At 62.9% G+C, this 15,572-nt stretch carries 15 protein-coding genes and 1 tRNA gene; 10 read left to right on the forward strand and 6 right to left on the reverse strand.

Features of this window, described 5'->3' with window-relative positions:
- Nucleotides 1-57: 57 nt before the first annotated feature.
- Together recX and recA are read right to left on the reverse strand one after the other, a co-directional pair.
- Nucleotides 58-912 (reverse strand): recombination regulator RecX, encoded by an 855-nt coding sequence (gene recX, locus LPA36_RS05900; RefSeq protein ID WP_407674219.1) that lies wholly within the window; start codon nucleotides 910-912, stop codon nucleotides 58-60.
- Nucleotides 913-919: 7 nt separating this feature from the next.
- Nucleotides 920-1,993: a recombinase RecA gene (gene recA / locus LPA36_RS05905; protein WP_228875203.1), complete on the reverse strand. Its 1,074-nt coding sequence runs from the start codon at nucleotides 1,991-1,993 to the stop codon at nucleotides 920-922.
- A 228-nt stretch (nucleotides 1,994-2,221) separates the two neighbouring features.
- Between recA and LPA36_RS05910 the strand changes: the two genes are divergently transcribed.
- From LPA36_RS05910 to LPA36_RS05925, 4 genes are all read left to right on the forward strand, one after another.
- Nucleotides 2,222-3,007 carry a response regulator transcription factor gene (locus LPA36_RS05910; RefSeq protein WP_228875204.1) on the forward strand — a complete coding sequence of 262 codons (786 nt, stop codon included), beginning with the start codon at nucleotides 2,222-2,224 and terminating at the stop codon, nucleotides 3,005-3,007.
- A 6-nt stretch (nucleotides 3,008-3,013) separates the two neighbouring features.
- Entirely contained in the window at nucleotides 3,014-4,633 is a 1,620-nt protein-coding gene (locus LPA36_RS05915) for a sensor histidine kinase (protein WP_228875205.1), read from the forward strand.
- A 227-nt stretch (nucleotides 4,634-4,860) separates the two neighbouring features.
- Nucleotides 4,861-6,519: an MFS transporter gene (locus LPA36_RS05920; protein ID WP_228875206.1), complete on the forward strand. Its 1,659-nt coding sequence runs from the start codon at nucleotides 4,861-4,863 to the stop codon at nucleotides 6,517-6,519.
- Nucleotides 6,520-6,638: 119 nt separating this feature from the next.
- Nucleotides 6,639-6,715: transfer RNA gene (locus LPA36_RS05925), tRNA-Met, on the forward strand.
- 89 nt (nucleotides 6,716-6,804) lie between these two features.
- Here the strand turns inward: LPA36_RS05925 and LPA36_RS05930 are convergent.
- Entirely contained in the window at nucleotides 6,805-7,140 is a 336-nt protein-coding gene (locus LPA36_RS05930) for a hypothetical protein (RefSeq protein ID WP_228875207.1), read from the reverse strand.
- 126 nt (nucleotides 7,141-7,266) lie between these two features.
- A complete protein-coding gene (locus LPA36_RS05935; RefSeq protein ID WP_228875628.1) occupies nucleotides 7,267-7,998 on the reverse strand; it encodes a FadR/GntR family transcriptional regulator in 732 nt (243 codons plus the stop codon).
- Here LPA36_RS05935 and LPA36_RS05940 point away from each other — a divergent pair.
- Both LPA36_RS05940 and dgoD read left to right on the forward strand, forming a co-directional pair.
- Nucleotides 7,927-8,085 carry a hypothetical protein gene (locus LPA36_RS05940; RefSeq protein ID WP_228875208.1) on the forward strand — a complete coding sequence of 53 codons (159 nt, stop codon included), beginning with the start codon at nucleotides 7,927-7,929 and terminating at the stop codon, nucleotides 8,083-8,085. The genes LPA36_RS05935 and LPA36_RS05940 overlap by 72 nt on opposite strands.
- Before the next feature lie 88 nt (nucleotides 8,086-8,173).
- Nucleotides 8,174-9,322 (forward strand): galactonate dehydratase, encoded by a 1,149-nt coding sequence (gene dgoD, locus LPA36_RS05945; protein WP_228875209.1) that lies wholly within the window; start codon nucleotides 8,174-8,176, stop codon nucleotides 9,320-9,322.
- A gap of 267 nt (nucleotides 9,323-9,589) precedes the next feature.
- On the opposite strand, the gene LPA36_RS05950 is transcribed toward dgoD, so the two are convergent.
- Together LPA36_RS05950 and LPA36_RS05955 are read right to left on the reverse strand one after the other, a co-directional pair.
- Entirely contained in the window at nucleotides 9,590-10,519 is a 930-nt protein-coding gene (locus tag LPA36_RS05950) for a CopD family protein (RefSeq protein WP_228875210.1), read from the reverse strand.
- Nucleotides 10,516-10,773 (reverse strand): hypothetical protein, encoded by a 258-nt coding sequence (locus LPA36_RS05955; protein ID WP_228875211.1) that lies wholly within the window; start codon nucleotides 10,771-10,773, stop codon nucleotides 10,516-10,518. The genes LPA36_RS05950 and LPA36_RS05955 overlap by 4 nt, the downstream gene beginning before the upstream one ends.
- A gap of 188 nt (nucleotides 10,774-10,961) precedes the next feature.
- On the opposite strand from LPA36_RS05955, the gene LPA36_RS05960 reads away from it, so the two are divergent.
- From LPA36_RS05960 to LPA36_RS05975, 4 genes are all read left to right on the forward strand, one after another.
- Nucleotides 10,962-11,693, forward strand: coding sequence for a c-type cytochrome (locus LPA36_RS05960; RefSeq protein ID WP_228875212.1), 732 nt, complete (start codon nucleotides 10,962-10,964; stop codon nucleotides 11,691-11,693).
- A gap of 21 nt (nucleotides 11,694-11,714) precedes the next feature.
- Nucleotides 11,715-13,013 carry a c-type cytochrome gene (locus LPA36_RS05965; RefSeq protein ID WP_228875213.1) on the forward strand — a complete coding sequence of 433 codons (1,299 nt, stop codon included), beginning with the start codon at nucleotides 11,715-11,717 and terminating at the stop codon, nucleotides 13,011-13,013.
- Between the two features lie 141 nt (nucleotides 13,014-13,154).
- Complete coding sequence (gene trhA, locus LPA36_RS05970) at nucleotides 13,155-13,775, forward strand: PAQR family membrane homeostasis protein TrhA (RefSeq protein ID WP_228875214.1); 621 nt, start codon at nucleotides 13,155-13,157, stop codon at nucleotides 13,773-13,775.
- Between the two features lie 209 nt (nucleotides 13,776-13,984).
- Nucleotides 13,985-15,553 carry a DEAD/DEAH box helicase gene (locus LPA36_RS05975; RefSeq protein ID WP_228875215.1) on the forward strand — a complete coding sequence of 523 codons (1,569 nt, stop codon included), beginning with the start codon at nucleotides 13,985-13,987 and terminating at the stop codon, nucleotides 15,551-15,553.
- Nucleotides 15,554-15,572 lie beyond the last annotated feature (19 nt).

Raw genomic sequence — 15,572 nt, forward strand, 5'->3', positions numbered from 1 at the left:
GACACTATCCGGACACGGCAAGCCCGCCCCGCAAGGCTCGACGGACGATTTGGCGGGCTACTCGCCGCCTTCGGCCCAGTCTTCGTCCAGCCCTTTCAGTATCTTGCCGATCGTTGCGCCCAAAAATCCGCGCGCAGCCAGGAAACGCGCCTGTTTCGCGCGCTCCGCCTGGGTTTCAGGGAGATGGCCGAATTTCTTGCGCCAGACGCTTTGCGCGCGGGCAAGTTCAGTTTCGCGCAACTGCGCACTCGCTTCCTCGATCAACGTCTGACCGACTGCATGCTGCTTGAGCTCGTTCACGATGCGACTCGCGCCCATACGCGACGAACGACGGTGAATCAGGCTTTCGGCAAAGCGCGAATCGGAGAGCCAGCCTTCGGTTTCGAGGATGTCGAGCAGCGCGTCGACGTTGTCGTCCTCTTCAGCGAACGGCGCGAGCTTGCGGGCAAGTTCAGCGCGGCTGTATTCCCGACGCGAGAGATACCCGAGTGCGCGTCCCTTCAATGAGCGTGCGGGACGTTTGGCGTTGGTGGAGCGGTCTTTGCCTGCGAGCGGCGGGTCGCCCGGCGCGCGACGCGAGCGCGAGTAAGTGGCTTCCGCGGGTGCCTGACCGCTTTCCGGGGTGAAGTCTGGAGCGAAGGTGTTGGCGGAGGTTGAATCTGGATTTGAAGCCCGGGTCGCAGTGGACGAGACAGCCGCGCTAACCGTTGGCGTTGGCGTTACACCTGATCGCGATCTCGGCGCAGTCGCGGCCGCAGCCGACGAACGACGCCCTGCTGCGCGATCGTGTGCGTCGAACGACTCGAACGAGTCGTCTTCATGCGGGCCGTCCGCATCACGTCCTGCACGTCGAACTGACCGTGCTTCAGGCTGCGAATCAAACTGCGATGCAGGCCGGCCCTTACGTATCACGCGACGATTACTCGTCTTCGCCCGCGATTTCAGCGCTGACCACGGCGACATCTGCCATCGCGTTCACGCCAAGCGATTCGCGGATACGGTTTTCGATTTCGCGCGCGATGTCCGGATTCTCACGCAGGAATTCGCGCGCGTTGTCCTTACCCTGACCAATGCGCTCGCCGCTGTAGCTGTACCACGCGCCGGCCTTGTCGACGATTTTCGCCTGCACGCCGAGATCGATGACCTCGCCCTGACGCGAAATGCCCTCGCCATAAAGAATGTCGAAGATCGCTTCGCGGAACGGCGGCGCCACCTTGTTCTTGACGACCTTCACGCGCGTTTCGTTACCGATCACTTCGTCGTTCTTCTTGATCGAGCCGATACGACGGATGTCGAGACGCACCGATGCGTAGAACTTGAGTGCGTTACCACCCGTTGTGGTTTCCGGGTTGCCGAACATCACGCCGATCTTCATCCGGATCTGGTTAATGAAGATCACAAGACAGTTCGTACGCTTGATCGTACCGGTGAGCTTGCGCAGCGCCTGTGACATGAGACGTGCCTGCAGACCCGGCAGCGAATCGCCCATTTCGCCTTCGATTTCAGCCTTCGGCACGAGGGCCGCGACCGAGTCGATCACGATCATGTCGATCGAGCCCGAGCGCACCAGCGCGTCGGCGATTTCGAGCGCCTGTTCGCCGGTATCCGGCTGCGAAACCAGCAGATCGTTCACGTTCACGCCGAGCTTGGCTGCGTACTGGATATCGAGCGCGTGTTCCGCGTCGATAAACGCTGCCGTGCCGCCCAGCTTCTGCATTTCGGCTACGACCTGCAGCGTCAGCGTGGTTTTACCCGACGATTCCGGACCGTAGATTTCGACGACGCGACCACGCGGCAGACCACCGACGCCCAATGCGATGTCGAGGCCGAGCGACCCGGTGGAGACCACCTGAATGTCTTCGACTGCCTCGCCCGCGCCGAGCCGCATGACCGACCCCTTGCCGAACTGCTTTTCGATCTGCGCGAGCGCGGCAGCCAGTGCCTTGCTCTTTTCAGCAGTCAGTCCAGCCGGGCCTTTCTTGCTTTCTTCCATGAATCGTCCTTTGCTATGATGAACGGCGTCTGACGCAGGGTTGCGGTCCGTTTTTGCGGACGGCGCGCTTAACGCAGACACTGTATAAAAAAACAGTGGTTTTGGCAAGCGCGTTTCGCATTCATTTCGACGCGTACGCAACGCCTGCCCCACCACCACGATTGTTTCGGAGACCGCCGCGCGCCGGGCGACACCACGACGCGGGCAATGCCAGAGCCTCAACGCCTCATGCGAATTCTCATTGCCGAAGACGACAGCATACTCGCGGACGGTCTCGTCCGATCACTCCGCCAGTCGGCCTATGCCGTCGATCACGTGAAGAACGGCGTCGAGGCCGATACCGCGCTTTCGATGCAGACTTTCGACCTGCTGATTCTCGATCTGGGCCTGCCGCGCATGTCCGGGCTCGAAGTGCTGCGGCGTCTGCGGGCGCGTAATTCGAACATGCCGGTGCTGATTCTCACGGCTGCGGACAGCGTCGACGAACGCGTGAAGGGCCTCGATCTCGGTGCCGACGACTATATGGCCAAGCCCTTCGCGCTCAACGAACTCGAAGCGCGGGTGCGTGCGCTCACGCGGCGCGGCGCGGGTGGCGGGCCCACGGTTGTGAAACATGGCTCGCTGTCTTTCGACCAGGTTGGCCGCATTGCCTATGTCAACGACCAGGTGGTCGAACTGTCGGCGCGCGAACTCGGGCTGCTGGAAGTGCTGCTGCAGCGGATCGGCAGGCTGGTGTCGAAGGAACAGCTCGTCGATCACCTGTGCGAATGGGGCGAGGAAGTCAGCAACAACGCCATCGAAGTCTACGTTCACCGGCTGCGCAAGAAGATCGAGCCGAGCGGCGTGCGCATCATCACGGTGCGCGGGCTCGGCTACTGCCTCGAAAAGGCTGCACCGGCGCCAGCAGCCGGGGAAACCGCTGCAACACCGGCAACGCCTTCAGCAACCCCCACGACCGCTGCAACTGCCGCGCCCGCTCCCGGCGCGATGCCCGCGAGCCACTACTTCAAGTAGGACCGCATGTCCGCTCGCCAGGAGCACACCGCCGCGCGTCACGCCGAAGCGCCCCCCTCACCGGCACGACCCGCGCAATCCGTGCCGCCCGCTTCCGCCGCAGGTCTCGACGATGAAGCCCGCGACGCCCGTTACGCCAACCCTTTCGCCCCGCCCGACGAAAGCGAGGCCGCTGCCGCAGCGCGTCCGCGCTCGCTCTTCGGCGAAATTCTCGACTGGATGCTCGCGCCCTTGCTGCTGTTGTGGCCGATGAGTCTGGCGGTCACCTACCTCGTCGCCAAATCCATTGCAAACGGGCCGTTCGACCGCGCGCTCGAAACCGACGCCTACGTGCTCGCGCGGCAGATTCATCCGGTGAACGGGATCGCGGAACTGTCGCTGCCCGATTCGACGCGCGACTTCCTGCGCGCGGATAACGTCGACAGCGTGTTCTATCAGGTGCTCGGCACGCGTGGAGAACTCGTCGGCGGTGACCGCGACATGCCGCTGCCGCACGAGGAAGACCGGCCGCAACCGGGCATCGTCGAGTTTCGCGACGACGTGCTGCGCGGCAACGACATCCGCGTCGCGTACACGACGGTCGAATTTCCGCAGATGCCGGGTACGCAGCCTGTATTGCTGCAGGTGGCCGAAACGCTCGACAAGCGCAGCCAGCTTGCCAACGACATCATCAAGGGCGTGATCCTGCCGCAGTTCGTGATCCTGCCGCTGGCGATCCTGCTCGTGTGGTTCGGGCTTTCGCGCGGGCTCGCGCCGCTGCACGCGCTGCAGTCGAACATCCGCGCGCGCCGTCCGGACGATCTGTCGCCGCTCGAAGCCCGGCGCGCGCCGCCCGAAATCGAGCCGCTTGTGACGTCGTTCAACGACCTCCTGACGCGCCTCGAACAGAACATGGAGCTGCAAAAGCGCTTTATCGCCGACGCCGCGCACCAGATGAAGACGCCGCTCGCCGGTTTGCGCACGCAGGCGGAACTGGCGCTGCGGCAGGATGCGTCCGCTGAGGTGCATCGCTCACTCGAGCAAATCGCAACCAGTTCCGGGCATGCCGCGCGGCTGGTCACGCAGCTGCTGGCGCTTGCGCGCGCCGAGAACCGCATGTCGGGACAGATCTTCACGCCGGTCGAGATCACGGAAGTCGCGCGCAACGCCGTACGCGACTGGATTCAGGCCGCGCTCGCCCGACGCATGGATCTCGGCTACGAAGGCCCCTACGACGCCGATGCGCAGGACGACGGCCGCATCGAAGTCGATGGCAACCTCGTGATGCTGCGCGAAATGCTGTCGAACCTGATCGATAACGCAATCCGCTACACGCCCGAAGGCGGACGCATCACCGTGCGCGTGACACCCGAGCCTGCAGCGGGGCTCGTGCATCTGGAAGTGGAAGACACCGGCATGGGCATTCCGGCCGCCGAGCGTGACCGCGTCGTCGAGCGCTTCTACCGGATTCTCGGCCGCGAGGGCGACGGTAGCGGCCTCGGTCTCGCCATCGTCCGCGAGATCGCGACGATGCACGGCGGCACGCTGACCATTGGCGACAACGTGTATCAGGCAACCCCGCGGCTCGCAGGGACGCTCGTGCGTGTCAGCCTGAGGATGCTGGAACGCGCCCGGGACTTACCCTAACTGACGGTTTTCCAGCAAACTCGGAATTCCACCGGATTGCCGGATTAACACACTATTCACGCGACTTGCACGCACATTAGGCGATTTAAGAAGAATTTCGGCCGCGGCTCATCGTGCCGAATTATGAGACAAGCGTCAGTAGGCAGTAAGTTTTGGCTCCAATAATCGGCTCACGGGCTCGCCTTGCCGGCGAGGCCGCATGCTTATATCAATATTGGAGACGACATATGGCAACCGTTGGCGGGCAAATCTCGCACGCGCCGATGACAAGCGATGAGAAGCGGGTGATCTTCGCATCGTCGCTCGGCACCGTTTTCGAATGGTACGACTTCTACCTGGCCGGTTCGCTGGCGGCCTTCATCAGCAAGAGCTTCTTTTCCGGCGTCAACCCGACTGCGGGTTTCATTTTCACGCTGCTGGGTTTTGCGGCAGGCTTCGCGGTGCGTCCGTTCGGCGCGATCGTGTTCGGCCGGCTCGGCGACATGGTGGGCCGCAAGTACACGTTCCTCGTCACGATCGTGATCATGGGTCTGTCGACGTTCGTCGTCGGCTTCCTGCCGGGTTACGCGGCGATCGGCATGGCGTCTCCGGTGATCTTTATCGCGATGCGCATGCTGCAGGGTCTCGCGCTCGGCGGCGAGTATGGCGGTGCGGCGACTTACGTCGCTGAACATGCGCCGGCTAACCGTCGCGGTTTCTACACCTCGTGGATCCAGACGACAGCGACGCTCGGCCTCTTCCTGTCGCTGCTGGTGATTCTCGGCGTGCGTACGTCGATGGGCGAAGAAGCGTTCGGCGACTGGGGCTGGCGCATTCCGTTCGTCGCGTCGATCCTGCTGCTCGCGATCTCGGTCTGGATCCGCCTGCAACTGCAGGAATCGCCGGCGTTCGAACGCATCAAGGCTGAAGGCAAGACGTCGAAGGCCCCGCTGACCGAAGCGTTCGGTCAATGGAAGAACCTGAAGATCGTGATTCTGGCGCTGGTCGGCCTTACGGCCGGTCAGGCAGTGGTGTGGTACACGGGCCAGTTCTACGCGCTGTTCTTCCTCACGCAGACGCTGAAGGTCGACGGCACGAGCGCCAACATCCTGATCGCGTTGGCGCTGCTGATCGGCACGCCGTGCTTCGTGCTCTTCGGTTCGCTGTCGGACAAGATCGGCCGCAAGCCGATCATCATGGCCGGCTGCCTGATCGCGGCGCTCACGTACTTCCCGCTGTTCCACGCGCTCACGCACTATGCGAACCCGGCGCTGGAAGCCGCGCAGCAGAAGTCGCCGATCGTCGTGGTCGCGAATCCGGACGAATGCTCGTTCCAGTTCAACCCGGTTGGCACGGCGAAGTTCACGACCTCGTGCGATATCGCGAAGAGCGCGCTTTCGAAGGCCGGCCTGAACTACGACAACGTGGCGGCTCCGGCGGGCACGCTGGCCGAGATCAAGGTTGGCGAGACGGTCATCAACACCTATGACGGCAAGGCTGCCGACGCGAAGGAACAGGGCAAGACGTTCGACAAGACGCTGGGCGCCGCGCTGAAGACGGCCGGCTATCCGCCGAAGGCCGATCCGTCGCAGATCAACTGGCCGATGACGGTTGTGATCCTGACGATCCTCGTAATCTACGTGACGATGGTGTACGGCCCGATCGCGGCGATGCTGGTGGAAATGTTCCCGACGCGGATCCGTTATACGTCGATGTCGCTGCCGTATCACATCGGCAATGGCTGGTTCGGCGGCTTCCTGCCGGCAACCGCCTTCGCGATCGTGGCGGCGAAGGGGAACATTTATTCGGGGCTGTGGTATCCGATCGTGATCGCGCTGGCGACGTTCGTGATCGGCATGCTTTTCGTGAAGGAGACCAAGGACTCGAACATCTACGCCGAAGATTGATGGCGTGGGTGCGGCGCCCTCTGCCGCAAGCGGTTGAGGGCGCGCCTGGATAGAGTTCACAAAAATGGCGCGCGGGGGTTGACAGCCCCCGCCGTCATCCGCATAATCTCGCTTCTTTCGGCGAATTAGCTCAGTTGGTTAGAGCGACGGAATCATAATCCGCAGGTCCGGGGTTCGAGTCCCTGATTCGCCACCAGCATCAAGAAAAAGCCGCTGCTTCTCACGAAGCAGCGGCTTTTTTGTTTCCGCAGACGTTCAGCCGGGTCCAACTCAACGCGACCAGCCCTACTTCACCTTCGTCGAAAACGGCTGCGCCAGCTCGAAACACGCGAACTGCGCCTCGGACGCATGCGTCTTCGGCTCGATCTGATGTTGCTCGATGCACTTGAACGCGCCCTGCTCGCGCTGAAGATAGAACGTCTGCGTCGAATTCGCCTCCCCGCGCCGCTCCTCGATCACCGAAACGATCCGGTAGCCGTCCTGCACGAGTGTGAACAAGGTTGCCTGGCTCGCCTGCCACTGGCTTTCCGGAACCGGCTCGCCATGTGCGGCCAGCGAGGTCACCACAGACAGGAACGCTAGCGGGAGCGCGAGCATACGCGCGACGAAACGGACTGACATGAACGACTCTCCTCTGCTCGGCTGACTGGACACCTCCGCAACCCGCCGCCAGCGTGAACACCCGCGGCAGCATCACTTCGGCATCGCAATCCGGGCCTCAGACCTTAGCATGTCGCCCGCGCGCGTTCATCCTTCAATCCGCCGGCGCGTCACACCCAGCAGGTTCGCCATGGCCTCGCGCGCGGCCTCGGCGTCGCGATCGCGGATCGCCTCGAAGACCGCCGTGTGTTCCGCAAGCGACGCGTTGAATACGCCCGCCCGGCGCGCGTTCAGCTGCAGTTGCGCTTCGAGCGTGCGCTCGATCAGGGTGCCAAGCGGAATCAGCAGTTCGTTGCTGCACGCCGTCAGCACGTTCAGATGAAACTGAAGATCGGCCCGAACCCATTCGTCGACGTTACGCGCCGCCACCATCGAAGCGTGCGCCGCATCGAGCGCGGCAAAGGTCGCCTCACTCCACGCCGACGCAGCAAGCGCCGCCGCGTACGGCTCGATCATCTCGCGCATTTCCTGCAGCTTGAGCGCGAACGCCATCGGCGGCGCGACGCGTGAGTACCAGTCGAGCACGTCGACATCAAGCAGATTCCACGCGTTTTTTGGACGCACGCGCGTCCCCACCCGCGGGCGGGACTCAATCAGACCTTTCGATGTCAGCGTCCGTAGCGCCTCGCGCAACACCGTACGGCTGACGCCAAACGCCTCCATCAGCTCCGCCTCACGCGGCAGGATGGACTCGGGCGCATAGTCACCACGCAGGATGGCGGTTGCGAGCAGGTAGGCGACACGCCCGTGCAGATCATGCTGAATATCGGTTCTCCGCTTTCGCCTTACGGCGCGACAGGTAACTGGAACGACCCGGATTATCCGGCATCAGGCACCGGATACAGCGACCAGTTCAAATCACACCCAGTCGATGCCCACACCAATAGTACTATTAATACTACTTAACCGCGATTTTGTTGTAGGATGTGCGTCCCGGATTCGCGATTCCACCGTCCCACGATTTGGCCCGAGCGGCAGTCAGGAGAGTCTCAGCATGAAAATCACCAAACTCGAAACCTTCATCGTCCCGCCGCGCTGGTGCTTCCTGAAAATCACGACGGATGAAGGCATCGTCGGCTGGGGTGAGCCGGTTGTCGAAGGTCGCGCGCATACGGTGGCAGCGGCGGTCGACGAACTGTCGGACTACCTGATCGGCAAAGACCCGCTCCTGATCGAAGATCACTGGCAGGTGATGTACCGTGCCGGCTTTTACCGCGGCGGCCCGATCACGATGAGCGCGATCGCCGGCGTCGACCAGGCGCTGTGGGACATCAAGGGCAAGCATCACGGCGTACCGGTGCACGCGCTGCTCGGCGGCCAGGTGCGCGACAGGATCAAGGTGTATTCGTGGATTGGCGGCGATCGCCCGAGCGACGTGGCGAACAACGCGCGTGCCGTCGTCGAACGCGGCTTCAAGGCGATCAAGATGAATGGCTCGGAAGAGCTGCAGATCATCGACACCTTCGACAAGGTGCAGGGCGTGATCGACAACGTCGCTGCCGTGCGCGAAGCGGTGGGTCCGAACATCGGCATCGGCGTCGACTTCCATGGTCGCGTGCACAAGCCGATGGCGAAGGTGCTCGCGAAGGAGCTCGACCCGTACAAGCTGATGTTCATCGAAGAACCGGTGCTGTCGGAAAACGCCGAAGCGCTGCGCGATATCGTCAACCAGACGAACACGCCGATCGCGCTGGGTGAGCGTCTGTATTCGCGCTGGGACTTCAAGCACATCCTGGCGAACGGCTTCGTCGACATCCTGCAGCCGGACGCATCGCACGCGGGCGGCATTACCGAATGCCGCAAGATCGCAACGATGGCCGAAGCCTACGACGTCGCAATCGCGCTGCACTGCCCGCTTGGCCCGATCGCGCTGGCCACGTGTCTGCAGATCGACGCGGTGAGCTATAACGCGTTCATTCAGGAACAGAGCCTCGGCATTCACTACAACCAGGGCAACGACCTGCTCGACTACATCAAGAACCCGGAAGTCTTCAAATACGAAGACGGCATGGTGTCGATTCCGCAAGGCCCGGGCCTCGGTATCGAGGTCAATGAAGAGAAGGTCCGCGAAATGGCGAAGGTCGGCCACCGCTGGCGTAACCCGGTATGGCGCCACGCGGACGGCAGCGTCGCAGAGTGGTAAGCACGTAAACGTGTGAACGTCTGTTCGCGTAGCTTGAGACGCCGCCTTCGGGCGGCGTTTCTGTTTGCGTCGCACGTACTCAGCTACGCCGTCAGTCGACGTATTGCGTGGCGTCGATCCAGCGGCGTTTCATCAAAACAACCAAACTAACTTTAACGCTCGATCCTGCTGAACTTCCGGATTTCCGTCGCGAACACAGGAACGTTGCGGCATAACGCTGTGCGCCCGACGCGACTCAGCTGAACCGCCAGCAAGGAACGGCACGGCTCAGCCCATTGCGGCAAATCCCGGAATGCTGTGCGACAGCACGGCGGCCGCGACGAATATGCCCAGCATCGCGAGCGCTTCCAGGTACATCACGTTGTTGAACGTGTGCGCGTCCATCGTCGACGCGGTGCGTCGCAGGCGCGGCAGCGCCGAAAAGCGGTTGAGGCCGCCCAGCACGAGCGCCAGGGCGACGAGCGCCAGCTTGAGCGTCAGCACATGACCCCACGTGCTGGCGTCGATGGCTTCGAACGAACCGCCCGAGCCGCGCACCGCGTTGAACACGCCCGTCAGCAGCACGAACACCACCGCGACAAGCGACAAACTGGACACCTGACCCGCCGTGCGGATCAGGACGCCGCGCGCCGTCGACGTATCCAGCGCCGGCAGCACCGCCAGCCCCGACGACAGCGCAAGACCACCCCACACGCCCGTGACGAGCACATGCAGCGTCTGCATGGCGATGGCCGCCGAGGCAATGCCCGCGTCCGCCGCGTGGCCGAGCCCCGCCTTGCCTGCCGCGACCGCGATCACCGCGAGCCACAGCAACGCGTTGCGCAACACGCCCTCATGGCTTGCAACCGACGTGAGAAGCAGCACCAGTGCGCCACCGAAGGCGATGCTCCAGGCAAAGCCGACGTGCGTCTGCGTCAGCACGGATGGCACGACGCCGAGCGCCTCGGGCAGCCCGACGCCACTCATCGTCGCGCTCTGATAGATGAGCCAGCCAAGGTCCGCAAGCACCAGCACGACAGCGCCCGTCACCAGCGACCGTTGCGCACGCAACAACGCGGGTCGCGCGGGCGCAACTTTTTGCCCGCCATCCTTCGCGAGCCACGCGGCGAGAAGCGCCGATCCGACGGCAAACGCAAACGCAATATTCATGAGGGCGGTCATGGCGACCTGCCCGATCCACAGTCCGTCGACGTTCATTGCGCGGCGCCCGTGCTATCCAGACGGAAATCGACGCGACCAGGCACGCCTGACGCCATTTCATGTTCCAGAGAAAGACTTTCGATCACGGAGTCGGGCGGCAGGCCGGCAAAATCAGTTGGCTTCATGAATGAAATGAGGAGATAAACAGAAAAACGGCATGAACGCGGCAGCAGACCCGATGCGGGCAGCGGCGCCGGCAAGACCCGCGAGTGTACGCTTCGATGCGGCCGCCGCGCGATGGTTTCGGCCATCCGGCCAGTCCCTGCGATGCAGGCGACGCCCATTCTGCGGCAAACTGTCGCATCGATGCTGACACAGGAACTCACGTCAATGAGTCAAATAGTCACCATCAATCATCGATGATAGAATGCTGCGTCGCCGCAGCGCCGGCTGGCTTCCACACCGAGCCGTTCGAAGTTCGGTCAGGTCCCCGATTTTGATGGAGTTACGCGTGTCTTCAAGACGCATTTTCCGCCCATTGCTCGCCGTTCTGTTGATCGGCAGTGCAGGCGTCTTCAGCGCAGCGAATGCGCAGACCCAGCCCAAGGCCCCGGACACGATGGAGTCACGCGTGCAGGGCTGTACTGCGTGCCACGGCTCCCATGGTCAGGGTACCGATAACGACTACTTCCCGCGTCTCGCAGGCAAGCCGGCCGACTATCTGTTCAACCAGCTGCAGAATTTCCGCGAAGGCCGCCGCAAGTACCCGCCGATGAACTACCTCGTCACGTATCTCTCGGACGACTACCTCCATCAGATCGCGACGTACTTCTCGCAACAGCGTCCGCCGTATCCGTCGCCTGCGAAGCCGACCGTATCGGCTTCCACGGTCGCGCGCGGCCAGCAGATCGTGCTGAACGGCGACGCATCGAAGCAGATTCCCGCTTGCGCGGCCTGTCACGGCAAGGGCCTGACCGGTATGGAACCGGCGATCCCGGGTCTCGTCGGTCTGCACGCTGACTACATCAGCGCACAGCTCGGTGCATGGCGCTCGGGTACGCGTCACGCCGTCGAGCCCGATTGCATGCACACGATCGCCACGCGCCTCACCGATGAAGACGTGAACGCCGTCGCGGCATGGCTTTCCACGCAACCGGCTCCGCACAACCCCGTGCCGGCCCCTGCCCGTTCGATGAAGACTCCGCTTGCCTGCGGCAGCGAACCGCAATAAGGCACCGGGAGAGATATTCAAATGAAACGCAAGTCCCTGTTCGCACTCTCGGCTGTTGTCGTCGTAGCAGCCGCCGCGCTTGTTCCGGTCCTGTGGTCCGGCGGCGACAACCTGCATAACGGTACGGCCGTCGCGGCAACGCCCGCCGACCAGGCCGAACTGATCAAACGCGGCGAGTACCTCGCCCGCGCCGGCGACTGTATCGCGTGCCACACGGTGCGCGGCGGCAAGACGTTCGCCGGCGGCCTGCCGATGGCTACGCCGTTCGGCACGATGTTCACGCCGAACATCACGCCGGACGATCAATACGGCATCGGCAAGTGGACGCAGGACGACTTCTACCGCGCGATGCACACGGGCCGTTCGAAGGACGGCAGCCTGCTGTATCCGGGCTTCCCGTTCACGAGCTACACGAAGGTCACGCGCGCCGACTCGGACGCGATCTACGCGTATCTGCGTTCGGTCACGCCGGTGAACGTGGCGAGCCGTCCGCACGAGCTCAAATTCCCGTTCAACCAGCGCAACATGCTGATTGGCTGGCGTACGCTGTTTTTCCGTGAAGGCGAGTACAAGGCCGATCCGACCAAGTCGGTCGAATGGAACCGCGGCGCGTACCTGATCGAAGGCCTCGGCCATTGCGGCATGTGCCACACGTCGATCAACGCAATGGGCGGCCCGGTGAGCTCGGCGGCATTTGCTGGCGGTCTGATCCCGCTGCAGAACTGGTATGCGCCTTCGCTGACGTCGAACAAGGAAGCCGGCCTCGGCGACTGGGACATCAAGGACATCTCCGATCTGCTGAAGAACGGCGTGTCGAATCGCGGCGCGGTGTTCGGCCCGATGGCTGAAGTGGTTCACAACAGCCTGCAGTACATGTCGGACGAAGACATCCACGCAATGTCGACGTACCTGAAGACCATTCCGCAGAAGAAGGAAGCGCCTGAAGGTCTGCAACTCGAAACGTCGGAAAAGTTCGGCGGCGAACTGTTGAAGCAAGGTCAGAAGATCTACGCTGACAACTGCGCGAAGTGTCACGAAGCGAATGGTCTCGGCCAGCCGCCTAACTTCCCGCCCCTCGCGAACAACCAGTCGATCCAGATGCCGTCGGCTGTGAACCCGATCCGCATGGTGCTGAATGGCGGTTATCCACCGAGCACGGATGGCAATCCGAAGCCGTATGGCATGCCGCCGTTTGCACAGTCGCTGTCGAATCAGGAAGTGGCTGCAGTGGTGACGTACATCCGTATGTCGTGGGGCAACCACGGTACGCCGGTGTCGCCGCAACAGGTCAGCGATCTGCGTTCGGCGCCGCTCGATTAAGCGATGCCGGGTGCACCCGGGGCGCGGCCAGCGGATTTCGCGGCTGCGCCCTTTGTTTTTTGCTGGATCCGGTTTTTCAGGAATCAGTTGCCAGTTACGCGCGAAGCAGGATGCGCATGACGGCAGGCAGGAGAGAGTACCGTGCATTTTGGTGAGCGATTCAACAGCATTACCCACCTCGTCGGCGCCGTGCTGTCGGTGGCGGGGCTGGCGACGCTCGTCACGATGGGCGCGCTCGATGGCGATGCGTACAAGGTCGTCAGTTTCGCCGTCTACGGTGCGATGCTGTTCGTGCTGTATGCTATCTCCACGCTTTATCACAGTGTTCGCCATCCGCGTCTGAAGGCGATCCTGCAGAAATGCGACCATTCGGCGATCTATCTGCTGATCGCCGGCAGTTACACGCCGTTCACGCTGGTTACGCTGCGTGGTCCGTGGGGCTGGTCGCTGTTCGGGGTGAGCTGGGGGCTCGCAGCTCTCGGTATCACGCAGGAACTGACGCTCGGGCGACGCACCCGCAGCGTTTCGATGGTGCTGTACATATTGATGGGATGGCTCGCGCTCGTTGCCATTCGTCCGCTGGTGGAAGCATTGCCGCCAGCAGGCACCGCATGGCTCGTGGCCGGCGGTCTCATCTACAGCGCCGGCATCTACTTCTTCATCAACGACGAGCGCATCCGGCATGGACATGGCATCTGGCACCTGTTCGTGCTGGCCGGCAGTCTGTGTCAATTCGTCAGTGTCGCGCGCTACGTCGCATGACATTCCACGGCGGCGAAATGCAACTTAACGCCAGTCGACGTGTCTTGATAGCGCGTTGATGCATTCGGTACGCCAGCGAGCGTACCGCCGATTTCCCGGCGACCAGCTTCAGGCCTCGGCTTTTGCCGTTGCCTTTGCTTCGGCTTTTATCGCGCCTTTTCCGGCTGCGAACGAGCGGGTCGCCACATCTGCATTTGCAAAGAGTTTCTATGTCTTTTGATTCCCTCGGCTTGTCCGAACCGCTGGTCCGTGCTGTTCACGAACTGGGCTACACCTCCCCGACTCCGATCCAGACGCAAGCTATTCCGGCCGTACTGAACGGCGGCGATCTGCTTGCCGGCGCCCAGACCGGCACCGGCAAGACCGCCGGCTTCACGCTGCCGATCCTGCAACGTCTGACGACGATGCAACCCGTCAACAACGCGAACGGCAAGCGCGCGGTGCGCGCGCTGATTCTTACGCCGACGCGCGAACTCGCCGCGCAGGTCGAAGAAAGCGTGCGCCAGTACGGCAAATACCTGAAGCTGAAGTCGACCGTGATGTTCGGCGGCGTCGGCATCAATCCACAGATCGATGCGCTGCGACGCGGTGTCGACATTGTCGTGGCAACGCCGGGGCGTCTGCTCGACCACATGCAGCAAAAGACGATCGATCTGTCGCAGCTCGATATTCTTGTGCTCGACGAAGCCGACCGCATGCTCGACATGGGCTTCATTCACGACATCAAGCGCGTGCTCGCGAAACTGCCGCCGAAGCGCCAGAACCTGCTGTTCTCGGCCACGTTCTCCGACGAGATCAAGACGCTCGCCGACAACCTGCTCGACTCGCCGGCGCTGATCGAAGTCGCACGCCGCAATACGACGGCGGAACTGGTCGCGCAGAAAATTCACCCCGTCGACCGTGACAAGAAGCGCGAACTGCTGACGCATCTGATCAAGCAGCACAACTGGTTTCAGGTGCTCGTGTTCACGCGCACGAAGCACGGCGCGAACCGCCTCGCCGAACAGCTGACGAAGGACGGCATCAGCGCGCTCGCGATTCACGGCAACAAGAGCCAGTCGGCCCGTACGCGCGCGCTCGCCGAGTTCAAGGACGCGACGCTGCAGGTGCTCGTCGCGACCGATATCGCCGCGCGCGGTATCGATATCGACCAGCTGCCGCACGTGGTCAACTACGATCTGCCGAACGTGCCGGAAGACTACGTTCACCGCATCGGCCGTACGGGTCGCGCGGGCGCGTCGGGCGAAGCGGTATCGCTGGTTTGCGTTGATGAACTGCAGTTGCTGAAGGACATCGAGAAGCTGATCAAGCGCCAGGTGCCGCAGGAAGTCATCGCGGGCTTCGAGCCCGATCCGACGGCGAAGCCCGAGCCGATCCTGCGTCGCGGGCAAGGTGGTGGTGGTGGCGGTGGTCGTCAGCCGCGTCAGTCGCAAGGCGGCTCACCGAAGCGCGATGGTGCGTCTTCGTCGAAGCCGGCGCAGTCGCGCCCGAACTCGCGTGGCGGTGCATCGCAAAACGCGCAGCAACCGCAACAGGCCCGTGCACAAGGCAGCAAGCCCGTGAGCAACGGTCCCGCGCAAGTGCGCAAGGACAATCCGCGTCACGAAACCACGCGTCATCACGACAAGCCGCGCGCTGCGTCGCACGAAGGCGGCAACGCCAGTTCGCACGCACCGCGCAAGCCGCAGCAGGCTGGCGGCGGCAATCCCGGCGCATTGCTGGGCGGCGGCCCGCGTGGATCGCATTCCGCGCGCAACGGCGGGCAGCGCGGGCGATAAACCGCAGGTCCATCGCCCG

This window comes from Paraburkholderia saeva (assembly GCF_907164555.1).
GTDB lineage: Bacteria > Pseudomonadota > Gammaproteobacteria > Burkholderiales > Burkholderiaceae > Paraburkholderia > Paraburkholderia saeva.

Bases quoted from the DNA above. Each gene is read 5' to 3' on its own strand.
- LPA36_RS05955 (WP_228875211.1), bottom strand. From the start codon at position 10,773: ATGGCCGAAACCATCGCGCGGCGGCCGCATCGAAGCGTACACTCGCGG.
- LPA36_RS05950 (WP_228875210.1), bottom strand. From the start codon at position 10,519: ATGAACGTCGACGGACTGTGGATCGGGCAGGTCGCCATGACCGCCCTC.
- LPA36_RS05960 (WP_228875212.1), top strand. From the start codon at position 10,962: ATGGAGTTACGCGTGTCTTCAAGACGCATTTTCCGCCCATTGCTCGCC.
- LPA36_RS05975 (WP_228875215.1), top strand. From the start codon at position 13,985: ATGTCTTTTGATTCCCTCGGCTTGTCCGAACCGCTGGTCCGTGCTGTT.
- LPA36_RS05965 (WP_228875213.1), top strand. From the start codon at position 11,715: ATGAAACGCAAGTCCCTGTTCGCACTCTCGGCTGTTGTCGTCGTAGCA.
- dgoD (WP_228875209.1), top strand. From the start codon at position 8,174: ATGAAAATCACCAAACTCGAAACCTTCATCGTCCCGCCGCGCTGGTGC.
- recA (WP_228875203.1), bottom strand. From the start codon at position 1,993: ATGGAAGAAAGCAAGAAAGGCCCGGCTGGACTGACTGCTGAAAAGAGC.
- LPA36_RS05910 (WP_228875204.1), top strand. From the start codon at position 2,222: ATGCGAATTCTCATTGCCGAAGACGACAGCATACTCGCGGACGGTCTC.
- LPA36_RS05930 (WP_228875207.1), bottom strand. From the start codon at position 7,140: ATGTCAGTCCGTTTCGTCGCGCGTATGCTCGCGCTCCCGCTAGCGTTC.
- LPA36_RS05915 (WP_228875205.1), top strand. From the start codon at position 3,014: ATGTCCGCTCGCCAGGAGCACACCGCCGCGCGTCACGCCGAAGCGCCC.
- LPA36_RS05920 (WP_228875206.1), top strand. From the start codon at position 4,861: ATGGCAACCGTTGGCGGGCAAATCTCGCACGCGCCGATGACAAGCGAT.